The sequence below is a fragment of the Leptospira sarikeiensis genome, from assembly GCF_004769615.1.
Taxonomy (GTDB): Bacteria; Spirochaetota; Leptospiria; order Leptospirales; family Leptospiraceae; genus Leptospira_B; species Leptospira_B sarikeiensis.
On sequence record NZ_RQGF01000028.1, the window covers coordinates 600073 to 616117 of the forward strand.

13 protein-coding genes, 1 rRNA gene and 1 other RNA gene are annotated in these 16045 nt (G+C 40.2%); 4 read left to right on the forward strand and 11 right to left on the reverse strand.

The window, feature by feature from the left end; translation table 11 throughout:
• Nucleotides 1-9: 9 nt before the first annotated feature.
• From rpmH to EHQ64_RS14075, 5 genes are all read right to left on the reverse strand, one after another.
• Nucleotides 10-171, reverse strand: a complete 162-nt coding sequence (gene rpmH, locus EHQ64_RS14055) for a 50S ribosomal protein L34 (protein ID WP_020769764.1) — start codon at nucleotides 169-171, stop codon at nucleotides 10-12.
• A gap of 142 nt (nucleotides 172-313) precedes the next feature.
• Nucleotides 314-430 (reverse strand): 5S ribosomal RNA (gene rrf / locus EHQ64_RS14060).
• Nucleotides 431-487: 57 nt separating this feature from the next.
• The gene (locus tag EHQ64_RS14065) at nucleotides 488-1321 is read right to left on the reverse strand and encodes a DNA-formamidopyrimidine glycosylase family protein (RefSeq protein ID WP_135650235.1); all 834 of its coding nucleotides are present in this window, start codon (nucleotides 1319-1321) and stop codon (nucleotides 488-490) included.
• A 9-nt stretch (nucleotides 1322-1330) separates the two neighbouring features.
• Nucleotides 1331-3670 carry a hypothetical protein gene (locus EHQ64_RS14070; RefSeq protein WP_135650601.1) on the reverse strand — a complete coding sequence of 780 codons (2340 nt, stop codon included), beginning with the start codon at nucleotides 3668-3670 and terminating at the stop codon, nucleotides 1331-1333.
• A 137-nt stretch (nucleotides 3671-3807) separates the two neighbouring features.
• Complete coding sequence (locus EHQ64_RS14075) at nucleotides 3808-5064, reverse strand: valine--pyruvate transaminase (protein ID WP_135650236.1); 1257 nt, start codon at nucleotides 5062-5064, stop codon at nucleotides 3808-3810.
• Between the two features lie 101 nt (nucleotides 5065-5165).
• On the opposite strand from EHQ64_RS14075, the gene EHQ64_RS14080 reads away from it, so the two are divergent.
• From EHQ64_RS14080 to EHQ64_RS14090, 3 genes are all read left to right on the forward strand, one after another.
• Entirely contained in the window at nucleotides 5166-7133 is a 1968-nt protein-coding gene (locus tag EHQ64_RS14080; RefSeq protein WP_135650238.1) for an adenylate/guanylate cyclase domain-containing protein, read from the forward strand.
• Nucleotides 7134-7229: 96 nt separating this feature from the next.
• Complete coding sequence (locus tag EHQ64_RS14085; protein ID WP_135650240.1) at nucleotides 7230-7595, forward strand: transmembrane 220 family protein; 366 nt, start codon at nucleotides 7230-7232, stop codon at nucleotides 7593-7595.
• A gap of 75 nt (nucleotides 7596-7670) precedes the next feature.
• The gene (locus EHQ64_RS14090; RefSeq protein ID WP_135650242.1) at nucleotides 7671-8612 is read left to right on the forward strand and encodes an alpha/beta hydrolase; all 942 of its coding nucleotides are present in this window, start codon (nucleotides 7671-7673) and stop codon (nucleotides 8610-8612) included.
• 282 nt (nucleotides 8613-8894) lie between these two features.
• On the opposite strand, the gene ssrA is transcribed toward EHQ64_RS14090, so the two are convergent.
• Nucleotides 8895-9241, reverse strand: a transfer-messenger RNA (tmRNA) gene (gene ssrA, locus EHQ64_RS14095).
• A gap of 150 nt (nucleotides 9242-9391) precedes the next feature.
• Here ssrA and EHQ64_RS14100 point away from each other — a divergent pair.
• A complete protein-coding gene (locus tag EHQ64_RS14100; protein ID WP_135650244.1) occupies nucleotides 9392-10279 on the forward strand; it encodes an MBL fold metallo-hydrolase in 888 nt (295 codons plus the stop codon).
• A 58-nt stretch (nucleotides 10280-10337) separates the two neighbouring features.
• On the opposite strand, the gene EHQ64_RS14105 is transcribed toward EHQ64_RS14100, so the two are convergent.
• From EHQ64_RS14105 to EHQ64_RS14125, 5 genes are all read right to left on the reverse strand, one after another.
• Nucleotides 10338-12395: an AMP-dependent synthetase/ligase gene (locus EHQ64_RS14105; RefSeq protein WP_135650246.1), complete on the reverse strand. Its 2058-nt coding sequence runs from the start codon at nucleotides 12393-12395 to the stop codon at nucleotides 10338-10340.
• 199 nt (nucleotides 12396-12594) lie between these two features.
• Complete coding sequence (locus EHQ64_RS14110; protein ID WP_135650248.1) at nucleotides 12595-12882, reverse strand: hypothetical protein; 288 nt, start codon at nucleotides 12880-12882, stop codon at nucleotides 12595-12597.
• 80 nt (nucleotides 12883-12962) lie between these two features.
• Nucleotides 12963-13658: a leucyl/phenylalanyl-tRNA--protein transferase gene (gene aat, locus EHQ64_RS14115; RefSeq protein ID WP_135650250.1), complete on the reverse strand. Its 696-nt coding sequence runs from the start codon at nucleotides 13656-13658 to the stop codon at nucleotides 12963-12965.
• Between the two features lie 3 nt (nucleotides 13659-13661).
• A complete protein-coding gene (gene thpR, locus EHQ64_RS14120) occupies nucleotides 13662-14198 on the reverse strand; it encodes an RNA 2',3'-cyclic phosphodiesterase (RefSeq protein WP_135650252.1) in 537 nt (178 codons plus the stop codon).
• The gene (locus EHQ64_RS14125) at nucleotides 14195-16009 is read right to left on the reverse strand and encodes a bifunctional chorismate-binding protein/class IV aminotransferase (protein WP_135650254.1); all 1815 of its coding nucleotides are present in this window, start codon (nucleotides 16007-16009) and stop codon (nucleotides 14195-14197) included. Before EHQ64_RS14125 ends, thpR begins: the two co-directional genes overlap by 4 nt.
• Nucleotides 16010-16045 lie beyond the last annotated feature (36 nt).

A 16045-nucleotide genomic window follows, 5' to 3' on the forward strand; every position in this document is an offset into this window, starting at 1 on the left:
ATGGGTTCGTTAGAATTTTTTACCAGTTCTCTCGTCAGAAACGGTTAACTTGTAACGGCCTTTAGCTCTTCTGCGGGAAAGGACTTTTCTTCCACCGGCGGTCGCCATTCTGGCGCGGAATCCGTGTGTACGGGCACGTTTAATCCGGCTGGGTTGGTATGTTCTTCTCATAAGGTTCCCTGTATCTCTAAGATTGCGTTTTATAAGACCCTGGGTAAGTCTTACCGGTTACCATTTTTGCCGGAGAACCAAGGGTCAATCCGTTTCTTTGAACGGATTTTTACTAATATGTATAATGGAATAAATAATGGCAACCCGGCAACGTCCTACTCTCCCACACAGCGAACCATGCAGTACCATCAGCGATGAGAGGCTTAACTTCCGTGTTCGGGATGGGAACGGGTGTGACCCTCTCTCTATAATCACCGAGAATCTATGGACAGTTTGAAAATTTGACTTGTACTGTCAAACGTAAATTTATTCAGGGTCAAAGAGTTTTGTTCCAATCTATGAACTGTTCTCCTGCCATTCTCTGGCAATTGGGACAGAAGAAGGAATCATGACCCAAAACATTCGCCCGCCGGATCGTAGTTCCACAACGAGGACAGGGTTCATTCTTTCGATTTCTGACCTTCACATGATCCCGGACCTTAAAATCCAGAGGAGCCTGCTTTTTTCGAATATAGTCTATCGAATCGTTCAGAATGGTTTTGATACTATGATAGAGCTGGATCTTCTCTTCATTATTAAGTTTATTGCACGGAGTTTTGGGATGGATCTTAGAATCGAATAAAACTTCGTCAGCATACGCGTTTCCAAGCGCACTGAGTTTGGTTTGGTCCATAAGAAAAACCCGGGTTTGCTGCCGATTCTTATCGATCCTTTTCAGGAATTCTTCCTGGGTGAAATTTTCGGAAAGAAGGTCCACTCCTTGGTCGGAAAACTTAGGGATCTGGGAGAAGTATTCAGGTTCTGTAAAATACACCTTCCCCATATGAACATCATCCGCATAATTTAAGATCTTATTTTGAAATTTAATCCGAACCGCAAGATCCTTCTTTTTATATTTGGGATCTAGAGAAAATCTACCGGCAAGCATAGGATGAATGATTATATTTTTAGGACCGAATTTGAAATTTAGAAAAGGTCCGGTTCTCTCCAAACTTTCAAAGGTGGAACCTATAAAAGTTCCTTCGGTTTTCCCACCTGCAAGATTGCGAACCACTAATGGGTCCAATATTTCGATTTCTTGGATCGTTTCTCCCGGTAACTCGTTTAATAGACGCTCTCGAATGATAACAAGGTCCGGAAGTTCGGGCATGGAATTTCCCTATTTCTTTTTACGACTAGGAAGATATTTATAATATTCCACTTCGATCGTATTTATTAAGAAAGTATAATACTTCAGAAGTTTTTTGTCATACTTCTTCTTCTGAGCTTCGTTTCTCAAAAACTCGGAGATCTGATCCCGAGTTAAAGGAGCTTTTAGATCCGTATGACTTAAAATAATCGTACTAGGCATTCCTACCGGAACGATCTCGTCAGGGATTGCGATCGTCGCAGAGTTTTGTAGAAGAGCGTATTCGACAGTAGAAGCGACCTTATCGTCGTCAGATTCTGTCCTAAGATGAGAAACGGATTGGCGAATATTATCTATATTATCCCAGATCTTTTTACGAAGAGATTTTGAATCGTGAATCTTGTCCTGGATCTTAGTAAATCGATTCGGGAATACAAAACGTTCTGCACCTTTTGCAATAAGGCTTACCTTTTTCTCTTTCGGGCTTTCCGATTTTCCAAAATGTTCGTCGGCGTCATCATCATCGCCGCTAGAATAATAATCGTTTACTGTGGAAATTCCTGCATAACTTGCATTAAATCCTCCACCTCCGGAAGACTTAGGCACTCCGCCAGGACCTATATCAGATTTGTCCCGGTCTCTAAAGAATACTGCAAGAAGTCCACCGATCACTAATGCAACCGGAAGTCCTACAAGGATCACTCCTGCAGCATTAAAATGAACACTCGCAATCAGGAAGAACAACATAGTTCCGACGAATCCAAGCAGCCCCATTGAAAGATTGAATTTTTTAGCAAGAGCTTCGCTTTTCTGGCGATCCTCCACTTCTCTCTCCATAAGAGCAGCGTCTTGTTGAAGCTTCACAACAAAGTCCGCTTTTAACATAGAATTCAAGGCAGGATTTTTAGAAGAGACTAGAGAAGCATTGATCTCTTTTGCGATCGCAAGATCTTTTTCCGCAGCAGGATTTATTTTTGCATCCGCAGTCAGTTTATGTAAAACCGCGGCCATATAACCAGGATCGACAGCATACACCTCCGTATTACCGTCTTCTTTTTTGATCTCTTTTACGCCGAATTTAGTTTTTAGATCTGAAATGATCTCGGCAGAATATTTGGAAACGGAATCTACATCCGAAATTCCGACTGCATCCAATCTTTTTTCCGGAACGAATCTATAGAGCGTATGATTATTTTGAGAATTATCTTTTACTTGGATTTGAATACGGTTCTTTAAACTTTTGTAGGCACCTTCTACTTTTCTTTCGCTCAATAAGGATTTTTCTTGGATGAGTTTTCGAATGATACGAGTGGATTGTTGGCAAGTTTCTCCCACTCTTTTTCCTAAATCGTCTTTTTCCTTATCGAAAGGAAAATCTTCCACTAGCTGAATGAGTGCTTCTACTTTCTCGCTGTTTTGTTTTTTGCCCGGCTCTGCATTTCCATGTTGAGCTTCAAAATCATGAATACGAGCTCTGAATAAAGTATAGCCCGCACGTTCGGAGAGTTGTTTCAAATATGTAAGTGCAAAAGTTTCCAACGCGTCACTTTGCGCCCTATAATGCGCGATTACTTCCGGTTGATTTACATAAGTTCCATCCGGATTTAACTGCAAATCATCCAAGATTAAATGATAGTCCGGAAGGATTTCGACAACCTCTCCTTTATTCTTTGCATAGTTTGCAAAGTCGGAGAGAAAATCGTTCATCGGAATATAACTGAAAGGTTGAAAACTTCTTTTAATTAGGCTGGCCATCTCGGATTGTAAAGATGCGAGTTTCGGATACAACCAAATCTGACCACTTTTGTTTTTATGAAGAAGCATTGCTCCAGGGCGATCTTCCTCCAAAGCTCGAGGCTTTTTAGCACGATTGTTTAAGATGAGATCAATGGTCTCTTCTGAAAAATTGAAACAAGCTTTTCTGTAAGGAGTTACATCTGTCTTTGCTTCTTTTTGAGGAGAAGCAAGAGCGATCCTTGCTAGGACCTTATTTCCATTACGGACCAAAAACGGATAGATGAGTGCTGATTTATTTCTTCCCTTCTTCTCCAAATCGATAAGTTGTCGAAGAGCCATGTCTACAGATTGAGGGGACTTAGCCTGCTCGCTTAAGTTTCTGTATTTGTTAAGAAGTTCTCCTAACTTATCTAGAGTAAGAAGATAAGAAGGATGGACACTTTTAGAACCGTGCTTTTCTGTTTTTTTATGCCAGTCTCTGAGTTCATCTAAGATACAGCGAGCTGTAGCAGAAAGACCTACAGCACCGTCGTTTAAGAAGATATAGTCGGGCGCCAAAGCTTCCAGATCAGGAGCTTTGTTTTGACTGGAAGCTAGCTCCTCGAAGGATATTTCCTGCTCCAAGGTTTCCATTTCTATATCTGCACCATGCTTGGACAACAATCCAAGTTAAGAAAATTTCGATCGTTTCCTTCCGACCAGGATCTACAACGGAAAGAGAGAATGAAACAATTTTATTCCGGACAAAAAATCCGATAAAACCGCCAATTTTACTCAGTATAATTACTTAGAATTTTACCGATTTTTCGGATCCCCTCTTGGATTTCCTGATCTTCTCTCGCAAAGCTGATCCTTACGGAATCTTCTCCAGGATCTTTATCTTCGGTCGAACCTGGATAAAAATAATTGCCCGGTACAATAATGACCCCGTTTTCCTTTAAAAGTGGATAGATTTCGGAAATTTTTTTACTAAGCCCGGAAAACTTCACCCAAAGAAAAAAGGCCCCCTCACTTTCGTGGATGGAATATTTGAGCTTACCTTTCCATTCACTTCTGATCAAAGAAATTGCGAGTTCCCTTTTTTTAGAGTAGAAGGGTTTAACTATGTCTCTGGAGAGCCTGAGCCATTCTCCCGATCTTACAAATTCTAAAGCGATATACTGACCGAGGTTTCCTCCGGCCAAATTCAGAACTGCATTCGCTTTATTTAATGTTTCTATAATTTTGGGATCCGCTAAAACAAATCCAGTTCGAACACCTGGCAAACCTATTTTAGAAAAACTGAATCCTTGGATCATCCCTTCCGAATGAAAAAGTTTTTCGTCCGAATAAATGATTCCTGGAAAAGGAAATCCGTATGCGTTATCTAATAAGAATGGTATTTTCCTCTCTTTTGCAAAACTAAGGATTTGTTCCAGTTCTTCTTTTCTGGCAACTCTTCCGGTGGGATTTGTAGGGCGAGATAAAACTACACAACCTATATTTTCGTTTAGATCTTTCCAAGAAGAAGTATCCATCTCATATCGAAATGTATCTTCCCCCGTTACATTTACTTTTCCCAAAATGCCATGAAAGGAATCAGGATGGATGGGTTGGTCCAAATATCCTATATACTCGGGCAGAACAGGTAGAAATATTTTTCTAAAACTTCCATCCAGGAAATTTCCGCTATAAAAATTGAGCAAAAGATAAAACGCGTTTTGGGAACCGTTTGTGATCGCGATCTGATTTTTAGAAATTGCAGTGCCGGTTTCCGAGCTGAGTAAAGAAGCCAAGATCTCTAAGGTTTCTTCTTTACCGGTGGGAGTTTCATACTTTCCAAGGATAGAGTCCCAGGATCCGGACTCGGCAAACTTGGATAAGATCATTCTCCAAACTTCTTCCACTTCGGGGATCAAGGCTGGGCTTCCGCCTCCCAACATAGATGTCCCGGGCTTTAGATTGCCCAAGTCTTCCATCAATTGGCCAATTCCTGTTTGGTTACGGAATTTTTGGCCGAATTCAGAAAAAAGGAAATTTTCTCCCATAAGGTTATTCCACTTTTCTTTTGGCGAAACTGCCGAAAAGATAATCTAAGAGAGGTAGGAATTTTTTTATTCTTCCTATCCGTTCCTTTCCGGAGATACCAATGCAAACAATCGAGTCGATTGATGAAACGGATCAATTGGATCCGAATAACTTGGACCTGGAAACTTACTTAAGAGCGTTTCCTTGGGAAGAAAAATGGTCCTCCTTAGGGGAACCGATCGATCGACTTTGGAAATTCGACCTAGATATTTCCCCGCAAGAGATCTGGCCTTGGCTCATAGACACTTCTTCTTTTAATAAAAGAATAGATATACCTGAAATGAAATTTCAGGAGATCAATGGACGACTTTTCGGTAAGTCTAAAAATGCAGGATTCCCAATGGAATGGGAAGAAGTTCCCTGGGAATGGGAATACTGCAAACAATTGAATAACGCAAGGATCTTCTCTAAAGGATTCGCATACTATGTAAGAACTCGATATCTAGTATATCCCTTGGGGGAAGATCGAACCAGATTGTATGTTTATTTCGGATGGATCCCCAAAGGTTGGATCGGAAAAAATCTTCTGAAAATCGGAATGGTTCAACTCGAAAAATCCTATCAAAAAGGATTGAAGGGACTATTAGCAGATATCGCAAAAACAAAAAACTACAGTTGGCTTGGACCAAGTGCATTAAGCGTGATCAAGGAACCGAAAGAAGTTCGAAATCCGATCTTCCCCGCAAGAATGCAACAGATCAGAGTTGGTTATATTAGAGAAGGACAGCCAAGAGAATTAGTAGACAAGGTCTTAAATTATGTACTGGATGCGGACGAATCGGATCTATATAGGATCCGAATCAAGTCATTGTCTAGGGCCTGGAAAATTCCCGAAAAAGATCTGTTACTTATCTTTTTACACGGATGCAGACTCGGATTATTTACGATCAGTTGGGACGTAGTATGCCCTCATTGTAGAGGAGTCAGAACGGAAGCGCAACATTTAGGAGATCTTCCTACAAGAGATAATTGTGAAGTTTGCGAGATCCAATTCGAAGCGAACCAATTAAACTCAATCGAGATCACATTCCATGTGCATCCTTCTATTAGAGAAGTGCAAAAAAGAATGTTTTGTGCTGCGGAACCCGCTACTAAAAGTCATATACGATTCCAAAAGTATTTGGCCCCGGGAGAAACTTACAGTTCCAAATTATTATTATCTCCGGGTGTGTATCGCCTAAGGGTAAACGGAGAGAAGAACTACTCTCTTTTAGAGATCAAAGATGATGTTCCTACAGAAACTCTCGTATGGAACACGAATGAAATCCCAGAACAAATCGAAACTTCGGCAAAACCAAAAGTCGTTTTAGAAAACGATTCCACTTCTCCAAAAGGTTTTGTGATCGAGGAAAGAAGAGAAGATCAAGACAGTCTCAGACCTTCCGACCTATTCAATTTCCAGGACTTTAGAGATCTATTTTCCGAAGAAGCTTTGTCTACGGACTTACAATTGGATATTGGGATCCAAACGATCCTGTTCACGGATATTGTAGGTTCTACAAAATTTTATTATAATAAGGGGGACTCCGGTGCTTTCTCCGAAGTACGATATCATTTCGTAGAAGTATATAAAGTAGTTCGGGAATTCCAAGGTGCAGTTGTAAAAACAATCGGTGACGCAGTGATGGCTGCATTTCCTTCCCCCACTGCCGCTGTAGAAGCTTCCGTAAAACTGCAGGAATTTTTTTCAGATGAAAATACTGAGACGCCGATCCGAATTAGGATCAGTCTCCACTCCGGACCTTGTTTGGCAGTGAATCTAAACAGCAATATCGACTACTTTGGAAACACCGTAAATTTTGCGGCAAAACTGCAGGCGATCGCAGACGGAGGAGAGATCGTATTCTCCGAAACAACCTTTAGAGATAAACAGATCCGCCAACTTATGACCGAAAAAGGTTGGAAAGTGAAACGTGTGAAGTTCCTACAGAGTTGGATCAACGAAGAGACCGTCGCTTATAAACTTGCTTTTAAAGGTCTAGAGAAGGAACAAAGTCCGATATCGGAAAAGCATTCTTCTGAATTATAAGAATGTAATGTATTTTGTTTTATTTCTTATAAAAACGACTTTCCAAGAAGTATCTTTCGATCAGGATATTCCGAAATCATACAAACGAGAGAGAATATGAATCTTGTTATATCCGTTCTTCTTGCAGCTTATTTTATTTTTGCTGCGGCAGTACAATACAATGATCCGGACCCGATCCACTGGTCCTTATTATATTTAAGTTCCGCCGTAGCCTGTGCATTCTCCGCTATGGGAAAAAAGAACACTCCCTTACTCTACATTATCATGGGGATGGCGATTATAGAGATCGCAATTACCGGAGACGGATTCATCAATTGGTTCAGATTCGGAAATGAAAATTTAATTACGGCTAAAATGACCGAGGAAAAGCCATATATAGAATTAGGAAGAGAATGTATCGGCGCTCTAATCAGTTTAGTCGTAGTAATTTGGCTGAACTATCGCCCATTGTCTAAGAAGTAAAAACCTCCTATTTTTACCGAAAGCCTGTCCAATTTCTAAAACCTCGATTGATAAAAGTATATTAAGAGAGGTTTTATGAAACGTATTTTACTCTGGTCTTTGACTGGAATTCTATTAATTATACTTGGATCTTTTTCCTTTATGATCTGGTCTTCTACAGACCAGCTACTCTTTCCTGTTTGGAGAGATAATGAAGATTTCTCCGCATGCAGCCCTGAAACAAGTAAACATTGGGGAAATGGATGTGGCAACTTAAGACTCTCTAAAGAATTCAAATTCGAAGAGATAAAAATTTCTTCTTCCAACGGCTTCGAACTGCCCACTTGGAAAATCAGCTCTACTGAAAACGGATATGGTCCAACAAAGTCTGCAATCTTTCTTGTGCATGGAGGAGGAAGCGACCGAAGAGAAATGACTAAACATATTCGGTTTTTTCTGAAAAGAAAAATCGACGTGTTTAGTTTTGATTACGGATGCCATGGAGAATCGGCATGTTCTATACCAGGTTTGACTTATGGTTATCGAGAATCTAAAGATGTACTTTCCGTTTATAAATATCTTTCTGAACGCTATGACAAAGTTTTCGCGTTAGGAAGTTCTGTAGGAGCTTCTTCTATTATAATCTCTCTTCCTCAAATGCAAAAACTCTCCGCGGTGATCGCCGAAAATCCTATGTATAATTTCGAGAGATTGATCTTGGAATTTCCGGGAACTGCGGATAAGGTTCCCGCTTGGCTTTCTCATCTAATGATCCATATCGCTTACTATAGAGGCAAATTTGATGGTTCTCTCAGTCCTGCTTCTTCTTTACCGCTTATAAACTCGATCCCGATCTTCTTCATTCATAGCAAAGAAGATCAAGTTGTTTCGTATACTCAAACAAAAGATTTAGCGGATCTGTATCAAGGGCCTAAGACAATTTGGTTTTTAGAAAAAGGAGAACATGGTTCTGCGAGAGATATTGATCCGGCGGAATATGAACGAAGGCTTACGAGCTTCTTGAATTCTGTGAAGTAGAATAGGAAAGCGTTCGGCGTTACGCAGAGGACCGGGGTTCGCCGCGACGCAATCGAAGGGTGACATCAAAGCGAAGCGGCGATGCCATAAGACTATAATCGAAGCAAAGTGGTTCGGCGTTACGCAGTCTCACTTCCTGTTCGACTTGGCTCCACGCCGTCTCGATCGTGCCTCGCCACTTCCTGTGGCTCGGGCGCGTCCGCGACGCTCCCTAAGGGTCGCTGCTACCGCTTTCACGATCTCGCTTCGAACCCCTCAGATTTTTTAGTATTAGAAAAATTGCATTGGAGACGCCGGGGTTCGAACCCGGGTCCTATTGCGCCTTAATGGAGCCTCTACATGTTTGTCTTATGTTTTAAATCTCGAAAGGCCTTAGCCCACAAGCAGGCGTGTCCTTCCTATTCAGTCCAAATACTCTCTAAATCGTGAACCGACAACCGATCTAAAAAGTCTCCCGCTTAAGGCAGAAGAAAAACCACCGGGAGAGTAAGCCTTTCTTCCGTAGTAGCTATTAAGCTGCTAGTGCTAATTCGTTGTTAGCGTTTGTTGTTTTGAAGGTTTTTAAGAGGTCCCTCACCCCTACATGCCACCACATCTTAACTACAACAGTCGAAACCTAATTCGTCCCCGTTAATTTGATGATTAGACTAAAAATCGGTATTTGCGGTTTCTAAATCAAGGAAAAATAGAAAGGAAAGGTCAGGAAATTTAGAATTACGAATTGGATTTACTCTCTTTTGGAATTTCCAATCCTATGCAAGATGGGCCTGAGCAACAAAATGAAAGATTCGATTTTTTCATTGAGAACCTTTGCAAAAATTTTCTCGCTCCTCATTTGCATTTCCGTTTTAAAATGCGGAACTTCTTCTTCCAAGTCCCAAAAAGAAAATCCGCCAATCCCCGGTTCTAATCTTCCTCGAACAAGTTTAGAGAACGGATTTTATGCGATCTTAGTCGGAAAATCCTTTTACCCAAATCGTCTTACGAATTCCGAAACCCGGGAAGGCGATTCTGAGATCGCCCATATATCCTTTCTGATAAAATTAGAAAAACATTATATTTTGATCGATTCTGGAACTTCTTCCAATGTGGTCTCCGCAGACCGCGTCATTCATAATTGGATCTCTCCTGATAAAATCCTAGGGACCGCAGGAATAAAACCTTCTATGATCCAGGAGATCATTCTTACAAATTTTCACCCGGATCATTCGAACGGGATCGGTCTATTCCCGAATGCAAAAATTTATATAACACCTAATGATTGGGCTACTTTGAAAGAAATAAATCGTTCTAAACCGTTTCTCTCAAAACTTTTATCTATAGAAAGATCTAAAAGAATACAATTTATTCAATCCAGCCTGGAAGTATTTCCGAATTTCAGGATTTTAATTACTGGAGGAAATACGAAAGGTTCTATCGCAATTGAATGGTTGAAGAACTCCAATCAAAAATTTTTGATTACCGGGGACGAATGTTATTGGATAGAATTTTGTAAGAATGGAATTGGACTTCCGAGTGAAGTCGCCTATTCCATTTTGAATAATCAGCAGTTTCTAGATTATGTATCAATCGTATCTAGTTCTGGAACGAAAGTGTTCACAATGCACGATCCATCGATATTCTCATCCAAAGAAGAAGTCTTTCCTAGGATTTATAAGCTGGACTAAAAAAATCCCCCGGTATTCACCGAGGGATTTTCTATAGCACCGTTTGAGATCTAAGTTTTTATTTATAAACCTTATCGATCTTCTTTTGGTATTTTTCAGTAATCACGTGTCTTTTCATTTTCAGTAGGTTTGTTAACTCGTCACCCACTTCGAATGGTTTTTGAGCCAATACAACATGCTGAACCAACTCGAAAGATTTGAATCCGTGTTTAGTACTATTGTATTCTCTGATCTCTTTCTTATAGAAATCGATTACTTTTTGATTATCGATCAACTCTTTGATATCCGCAGCAGCGATACCGTTTTGATCTAACCAAGGTTTGAGAACTTCGATATCCGGAACAATAATCGCACCTAGAACTTTTTGATCCTGACCAAACACCATTGATTGTTTGATATAAGGAGATTCGTCCATGCGGTTTTCTATTGGGACCGGCTCTACGTTTTCTCCACCTAATAGAACCACAGTTTCTTTCGCTCTTCCTGTTAAAGTAAGAGTGTGTTTAAAGTTGAAGAACCCGATATCTCCGGTATTCATCCATCCGTCCACAAGTGTCTTCTTAGTAACTTCCGGATTCTTATAATATCCTTTCATCACTTGAGGTCCTTTGATATGAACGATCCCTTTCACACCTAATTTACCGGCAACGAGTTGTTTTTCATTGATGATATGAGCCAAAACATTTCCGTGCTCGTCTCTCAACTGAACTTCTGTTTTTGGCACGATATAACCTACGGAACCAATGATCGGGTGATCATAATGACGAACAGAGATCACAGGTCCTGTTTCAGTCATACCATAACCTTCCAATACGAGAAGCCCGATATCGTTGAAGAAATTATCCACATGGCGTTGTAACGCACCACCACCGGAAAGAGTTCCTCTCAAACGACCACCGGTTGCTTGGCGGATCTTAGAAAGAACGATCGTATCCAAGGTCTTAAAGTTAAAGATAAGTCCAAGGATCGCAACTGTAAGTAAAGCCGGTGACAAGAACGCCAACTCAGGCTTATACATTTTGATATAGGAATATCCTACAGCACTGATCAAGGACACAGTGAAAGGTCCGAAAAGTAAGATCTGGCCGATCGCTTTTAGAGCTAATCCGAGGGATTTGAAAATGTTGCGATTTTCGTAATCCACTTCTTTTCCGGTTAAAACGCGAACACCCGCATTGAAGTTTTTGGAGAATAGATACGCAGTATTGAAAAGGAACTTTCTAACTGCAGGAGTTTGTTTCGGATCATTGATCCTATTGTAAATCCCGGTATAGATACTCTCCCATACCCTTGGAGCAGAAGCCATGAAGGAAGGTCTCGCTTTTGCTAAGTCATTCCTGAGGTCAGCAACCTTGGTATAGAAAGTGGAAATTCCCAAAGAGATCGCAGAGTATTCCACAACTCTTTCGAAAATATGCCATACAGGAAGGATGGACAACATACTATCGTCGTCTTTTAATAAAGATTTTTTTAGGATTAAAGGAACCACATGTTCCATCTGATGGACCATGTTAGAATGCATTAGCATTACACCTTTTGGCATTCCAGTCGTTCCGGAAGTATAGATCAATGTGAATAGATCATCAGGTTTAATTGCCTCGACTCTCTTTTCAGTCTTATGTCCACCTTTGGATCTTAACTCTTTTCCAGTTTCAATCAGATCGTAAAGATGCAAAACTCCTTTGGTTTTGATCTTACTATCTTTGTCCATGATGATGATGGTTTCAACACCCTTGATCTTTGCTTTGTTCTTAGTAAACTTCTCATACATCTTATCGTTTTCTAAGAATACGATAGAAGCTTCCGAGTGATTTAAGATATAATCCATCTCGGAATCGGTTACGTCAGTTCCACGAGGAACGTTTGCACATCCCGAAAGTAAAACTCCCGCATCAACGATGATCCATTCCAAGCGGTTATCCGCTAACACCGCGATATGTTCGCGAGCTTTTACACCGAGATCGATCAAAGCTTCGGATAAGGCTAAGCCTAGATCCACTAATTGTTTAAAGCTGGTCGCTCGGTATTCTTTACTTTCATCCTTGGACCAAAACGCCGGTCTGTCCCCAAAAGACTCTGCGGCCTTGAGGTACATGTCTGCTAAATTCTTGTACATTGGAGTTATTCCTTTTGAAGAAGGGATATATTACGCTTATGGCATAAAGCGCGTTTACGTTAATGTAAGAAGACCACCCGTCAACTAAATTTTAGAAGAGTTCAAAGCGTAGGTGCAGTGCAAAATTAAAATGAAGATATGTGAGGAGAGAAAACTCCGTTCAAGAATACCTTGAACGGAGTAAGAAAGTAGAAAAATATTACTGTTGTTCTTCGCCAGCGCCTTCTTCAGCAGGTGCAGGAGTAGAATCTGATTTAGTTCCTTCTTCTTTTCCTTTTTTGGAATCTTTCTTATGCTTCTTATGGTGTTTTTTCTTACCTTTCTTCTTCTTAGCTTTTTTCTCTTTCTTTTCAGACTTAGAAGCACCTGCATCTTCAGTTTTAGCAGGAGCATCTCCTGAAGCCTCTTGTGCGCTTACTCCGGTAAAACCGAAAACTGCAATCGCAGCAACAAGAAGGGTAACAAGAATTTTTTTGAATAGGTTCATTATGATCTTCCTTAGGAACTTTGGTTTGTGTCGTAATTTTATTATTATGCGAGGCAAATCAAATCCATTTTACATAAAAATCAGATTTCATCCACAGGCGGGACCCATTTGCTCGGAACCGAAACAGCCAAGGCTAAACGGTCTAGAAATTTATTTTTGGGGATCTCATAGGCCCCAAGGTTTAAAGTCACCGGATTCATTTGCTGAGTGTCGAACAAAAGGAACCCATCCTTCTTCAAAGCTTCAAACAAATAATAGAGTCCTATCTTACCGAAGTCTGGAAGAAAGGAGAACATCGACTCACCGGCAAAAAATTTCCCGATCGCCACTCCATATACTCCTCCACCTAACCTACCTTCTTCGTCCCAGACCTCTATACTATGCGCATATCCCTCTTTATGGAAATTAGTGAAACCTTCCAAGAACGTCTCTGTGATCCAAGTTTGTTCTTCTGTCCTAAACGCACAGCATCGCATTACTTGTTCAAATGCTCTATTAAAGGTAACTGTGAATTTTTTTTGCCGGATCCTTCTATGGACTCTTGAACTTATATGAAGAACGTTTAGATCAAAGATCGCTCTTGGGTCCAATGAGAACCAAAGTAAGGGTTTATCCGCCCAAGGAAAAATTCCCCTCGTGTATGCATAGAGCAGACGATCCGATTTTAAGTCGCCTCCTATGCCCACAACCTCTTCCTTCGTAGTCCTAGGATTTGCAAAAAAACTAGAGAAGTCCCTGGTTGGTGAAGAATACGGATTTTGTTTTGGGTTTTCCATTCCCTATTCCGAGAGCAAAGGATATGATTCTTCGACCGAGTATATCTGGCCGTTCGCTCCACTGCGACTAGAAAAAAGTTGGAATTCCGACACAGGAACTATGTCGGTTTTAAAGCCTTCGAATTCCTTTAAGTATAGATCTAATCTCTTTTCCGGAGCTCTCTTAAATCTTCCGATCGTAATATGAGGTCTATAATCGCGTTTATCTATCTGAAAACCTTGCCTTCTAAGCGTAGATTCCAAAACCTTTTGGAGCTTTTTTAATCCTTCAGAAAGGGCAACCCCGACATATAGGATCTCCGGCGCCTTATTCCCGAATACCCCCACTCCATTGATCTCAAGAGAAAAACTTTTTTCGGAAACTTCGGAGCAGATCTCTGAAACCCTTTCAATCTCTTCCTGCTTTAGCTCTCCGAGAAATACAAGAGTAGTATGAAAATTTTCAGGAGACACCCAACGTATTTCTTCTAGTCCAAAACAGATCCTTTCTAGATCCGTTTTTGTGGAATCTGGAAGCGCAAGTCCCAAAAAGTTTCTCATTCGAAATTGATCCCGTCTATTCTTCTGATACCACGCAAAGAATTCACTAAAATTATTTTAGAAGCTTGGCTTAGATTTTCTAAACTGATCTTAGCTTCCTTCGCCTTTAATTTTCGGATCCAATATTTTCTGGCTATTCCGGGTAATAATCCCTGATCGATCGAAGGAGTAATCCATTCTCCTTTTAAAAATATAAAGATAGAATGAATAGATCCTTCCGTAACATAACATTCGCCATTCGTATAGATCATGTCTAAATACCCATTGGATATAGCTTGCTTATAACCTTCCGAATAAACTTCTCGAACGCTTGTCTTATGATATAATAGAGAAAAATCCTGATCCATTTTTGTTTTAGATAGAAGTATTTTTCCAGTTTTGGGACCTAGTTGAAGTTCCGAAACTTCAGCCCGAAACTCTCCGTTTTGAGATAATATAATTTTTACTCTATAAGAACTTTTTGCATCAACCTTGTCGATAATCTCTTGGATATAAATTTCCCAACTTTTATTATTCCAAACAAACCCTAATTCGATTGCAGAAGTTTTGAGTCGATCCTTATGATCTTCTAGAAAGTAAACTCTTCCTCTTCTGCAAAGCATGGTTGTAAAAAGATAAAAACTATTTTGACTATCATTTAAAAATTTTGCCTTGGACCAACATTCTTCCCATTCTAATTCCGGAACCGAGCCTATGGTTATTCCGGAACCTAATCCCATTCTTCCTTTTTTATTTCCAAAAGAAGATCCCGAAAATTCCAAGGTACGGATTGCGATGGAAGAAATCTCTCTGTTTGGCTCTAAATAAAAAATACCGCCTGTATATATTCCTCTTGGACTTTCTAAACTTTTGATGATCTCAACGGATCTTTTTTTAGGAGCACCTGTGATAGATCCTCCGGGAAAAAGGGCGCTGAGTGTATCCATCCATTGAATATTCGAATTTAACTTTGAGCGGATCTCGCTAGTCATTTGAAACAGAGTAGGATATTCTTCTACGGAAAATAATTTGGAAACATGAACGGAACCTGGAACTGAGATCATTCCCAAATCGTTTCGCAAAAGATCGGTGATCATTAAATTTTCAGCTCGATCCTTTTCCGACCCAGAAAGTTCTACTTTGAATTTTCGATCTTCTTCTGGGTTCTTTCCTCTTGGTCTAGTCCCTTTCATCGGAACTGTCCGTATCTCGTTGGAAATTCTTTCCCAAAACAATTCAGGAGAAAAAGACAGAACATCCTTTTCTATTATATCTGATTGTTTTCCTGTATGTATCCAGGCTTCATAAGGGACCGGTTGTTTTTTTCTAAGTTCAAAAAACAATTTTCCCAATGAACCATTAAAATCGATCTCCAAGGGAAAGGTGAAGTTGACTTGGTAAACATCTCCTTGATACAGAAAATTTTGGATCTTTAGAATTGTTTCCTTATACTTTTCGGGATCTATTTCAGCATGAATTTTAGAAGAATATCCCAAGTCCGTATATGCAGACTCCAATTCTAATATCTCTTTCTCGGATAAAATTTTATATTTCGGAAAGATCCCAAACCAAAGCAAAGGATCCTGGCAGTGAACTTCTTCCGTTTTCGGATTTAGGAACAAATCGCCAGCTTCGTAGGAGATCCAACCGGCGGCACGTTCCCCTTTAGAAACCCTGTTTTGAATTTCCTCTAGTATTTTTCTTACTTCGCTTCGTCGATTAGTAGTAAGAATCTCATTCGGCTCCGCGAAAAGAGGAAGTCCCTCGGAAGTGAAACCTTTACCTAAATATATAAAAGGTTTCTCGCTGTTTTGAAAAAGATCGGAAATCATCGAAAAAGGGCTTAAAACCTTATTCTCAGCTGCTTC

Coding starts and splice junctions, on each gene's coding strand:
- EHQ64_RS14105 (WP_135650246.1), bottom strand. CDS start 12,395: ATGTACAAGAATTTAGCAGACATGTACCTCAAGGCCGCAGAGTCTTTT.
- EHQ64_RS14070 (WP_135650601.1), bottom strand. CDS start 3,670: ATGGAAACCTTGGAGCAGGAAATATCCTTCGAGGAGCTAGCTTCCAGT.
- EHQ64_RS14075 (WP_135650236.1), bottom strand. CDS start 5,064: ATGGGAGAAAATTTCCTTTTTTCTGAATTCGGCCAAAAATTCCGTAAC.
- EHQ64_RS14080 (WP_135650238.1), top strand. CDS start 5,166: ATGCAAACAATCGAGTCGATTGATGAAACGGATCAATTGGATCCGAAT.
- EHQ64_RS14085 (WP_135650240.1), top strand. CDS start 7,230: ATGAATCTTGTTATATCCGTTCTTCTTGCAGCTTATTTTATTTTTGCT.
- EHQ64_RS14100 (WP_135650244.1), top strand. CDS start 9,392: ATGAAAGATTCGATTTTTTCATTGAGAACCTTTGCAAAAATTTTCTCG.
- aat (WP_135650250.1), bottom strand. CDS start 13,658: ATGGAAAACCCAAAACAAAATCCGTATTCTTCACCAACCAGGGACTTC.
- rpmH (WP_020769764.1), bottom strand. CDS start 171: ATGAGAAGAACATACCAACCCAGCCGGATTAAACGTGCCCGTACACAC.
- EHQ64_RS14090 (WP_135650242.1), top strand. CDS start 7,671: ATGAAACGTATTTTACTCTGGTCTTTGACTGGAATTCTATTAATTATA.
- EHQ64_RS14125 (WP_135650254.1), bottom strand. CDS start 16,009: ATGATTTCCGATCTTTTTCAAAACAGCGAGAAACCTTTTATATATTTA.
- EHQ64_RS14065 (WP_135650235.1), bottom strand. CDS start 1,321: ATGCCCGAACTTCCGGACCTTGTTATCATTCGAGAGCGTCTATTAAAC.
- EHQ64_RS14110 (WP_135650248.1), bottom strand. CDS start 12,882: ATGAACCTATTCAAAAAAATTCTTGTTACCCTTCTTGTTGCTGCGATT.
- thpR (WP_135650252.1), bottom strand. CDS start 14,198: ATGAGAAACTTTTTGGGACTTGCGCTTCCAGATTCCACAAAAACGGAT.